The following is a 2717-nucleotide window of genomic DNA, read 5'->3' on the forward strand; positions in this document are numbered from 1 at the left end:
GCGAATCCCCCGATATGCAATCCCAGGGCATCAGAACTGTCTATTTCCTGACCGTCTTCGGTTAATTCCAGCCTGGCCACGTTCAAACCGACCCGGAATCCCGGATTGACCTTGATTTTTGCCTGTAAGGCTCCCGCAAAAAGCAGGGCGAATACGATTAAATTCACGGCTTTTTTCATGATATCTCCTTTTCGTTTTGGGGCTATCATCAGCAACATTACAATTTTTAATATGCCGGAGATATGGTCAAGTTATTTCAATCAAAAAACCGCAAGTGTTTTGCGATTAGCTCTAATCTTATGACTTGCTTGTGGATATTATTCCACGGGCATCGGTTTTAAACTTGAATTTCTGCTTGACATATTTTCATCGAATGCAATATTTCCTGATGTCCCTCTAAGCTTTTTATCTATTTCATAAAAATTTGAAAAGAGGTTATCATGAATCAGGTCAAAATTATCCTGAGTGTGGCAGTTCTGCTTGTGGCTTCTGCGTTTTACGCGCAAGAGAGTGAGTGGGAATATTTTTTCTATGGCGGTCATGTGCGCTGCTTGGCCCAACACGAAAACACGGTCTGGGTTGGCAGCACGGCGGGATTGCTGGAATACGATCTCATCACCCAGACCAGGCAGTTCTACAACAAATTGAATTCACCCCTTTTGGGAAACATCGTCTATACTTTGGACACATCTCCCTCCGGAACGCTATGGATGGGAACCGAGCAGGGGGTTTTCCGCGTGGAAAATGATGATTGGCAGCATTTTAACCAGTCAAACACAGGCATCAATGTCAATGGAGCGCTTGGAATCTTCTGTATTTCAGACACAGAAATCTGGATTCTTGACGCGGTGAATAGCGGCGCGAACCGGGTTTGCCATCTTAAGAACGGGATATGGACAGCTTATTCAGCGGCTTCAGCCTCCATCGATGGAGAAGTGATTCGTTGCATGGTTTTGGATGAAGAAGGCCTGCCTTGGCTTTCATATTACAACCAACACACAGGAACTTGTGGTTTGTCTCATTTTGATGGCTCTTCCTGGAGCTCACAATCCATGGCTTCTCTGGGATTGCCCAACGAAGATATTCTGAGATTAGCCCATGATGGAACAAAACTTTGGCTCGCCACTGTAGCCGCGTATTTATACAGTCTGGACGGCAATGGCACCCAAACTCATGATCTGAGCCAGTTGCTTAATGCACAAACGATTACTAAACTGGGCTTGGACAGGCAAAACGGACTCCTGATGGGCGTATCTTCTACTGGAAGCAATCATTATCTGCTCCGTCGCCAAGGTGACAACTGGGAAATTTTGGCTCCCCAGGCTGCGGTGCCAAATTTGGACTGGTGCAATGCCGTTCTGGAGGATTCTCAAAACCGGATTTGGTTTGCCAGCATGAATGGCATTGCGGTTTATGAGGGAGGAACTTGGTCTGGATTCGATTGCTCCAGTTCCCCCATGCCATCAAACTATATCAGAGACATGACGACAGCTCCAGATGGCAGTTTGTGGCTAAGTTTGCCCGACTATATGGGACCAAACGACATTCTTGTGAAAAAAACCGGGGACAACTGGAGTTTTTACCACAGCTCTGAATTCCCCTATGTGGTTGACCCACAACATTTAGCTTGCGGTTCCGACGGTAAACTTTGGTTCGAAATATCTGAGCAACCAAGCGGTGTCGTGTGTTTTGACGGAGAAGATTGGCAATTATACTCCTCTTACACGAACAACTTTCCGTCCGGAACGATAACCTGCCTGGCTCTCGATGGCGAAAACCATCCCTGGGTAACTCTGCAGGGTCCCACTTCCCAGCAGCGGCTCTACAGGCTGGAACAGGGTGAGTGGACACTCAAGGAAACCTTGCCTCACAAACCAGAAGCCATGACATTTGACTCTTCCGGAAATCTCTGGCTGGCAACAAGAAGCGGCCTAATCCACGTGGGAGACCAAGTGCAAATCTATACTACCGATAATTCAGGATTGCCAAGCAACAAGCTGAATTGTCTGGCTTTCGACGCCGAAGGCAAGCTCTGGATTGGCTATTCCACTGGTTTGGCGAGCTTTCACAATGGTGAATGGGCAGCCTGGGACATCCAGTATGGCAATCATCCCGCCCGAGATTTCCAAGCTCTGGCACCCGGTCCGGATGGAAAAATCTGGGGCGGAACCATGCACTCTGGATTGATCTGCTTCGATGGAACGGATTTCGTTTCCTACACCACAACAAATTCCCCCTTGCTGAGAAATTGGATACAGGACCTCGTCTTTGACGGACAAGGTAATCTCTGGATGCACAACTTTGTGCACGGTTTAATCCGTTTCAAGGATAGCAGCACCCCCAACGATGAACATGTTCAATCTCCTCTGCAGCAACAGATTACACTGAAAAACTGGCCGAATCCATTCAATCCTTCCACCACGCTCAGTTTTTCCCTGCCAGAAAGCGGCTCGGCGCGCCTTGCCATCTACAATCTTAAAGGACAACTGGTGAAAGAACTCTGCCGGGATGAAAACTTCAGTGCGGGCGAACATCGCTTCGTCTGGGATGGAAAAGATTTTGGCGGCAATGATGTCTCCAGCGGCGTCTATTTTGCCAGGTTGACCAGCCGCTCCGGAGCGGTAAATCACAAAATCTTGCTGATGAAATAGCTTAAAAACCAAAATTCCACTTGACGTCCACGGCCTTCGCGGCAATTTGATATACACTTTTTCCGC

Annotated in this window: 2 protein-coding genes; one reads left to right on the forward strand and one right to left on the reverse strand. The window is 47.8% G+C overall.

The features are described 5' to 3' along the window. A partial coding sequence (locus GX135_01725) for a hypothetical protein (protein ID NLN84806.1) occupies positions 1–179 on the reverse strand: 179 nt, incomplete at its 3' end. A 261-nt stretch (positions 180–440) separates the two neighbouring features. Here GX135_01725 and GX135_01730 point away from each other — a divergent pair. Next, a complete protein-coding gene (locus GX135_01730) occupies positions 441–2651 on the forward strand; it encodes a T9SS type A sorting domain-containing protein (GenBank protein ID NLN84807.1) in 2211 nt (736 codons plus the stop codon). Positions 2652–2717: the final 66 nt, after the last annotated feature.

The organism is Candidatus Cloacimonadota bacterium (assembly GCA_012522635.1).
Lineage (GTDB): Bacteria > Cloacimonadota > Cloacimonadia > Cloacimonadales > Cloacimonadaceae > Syntrophosphaera.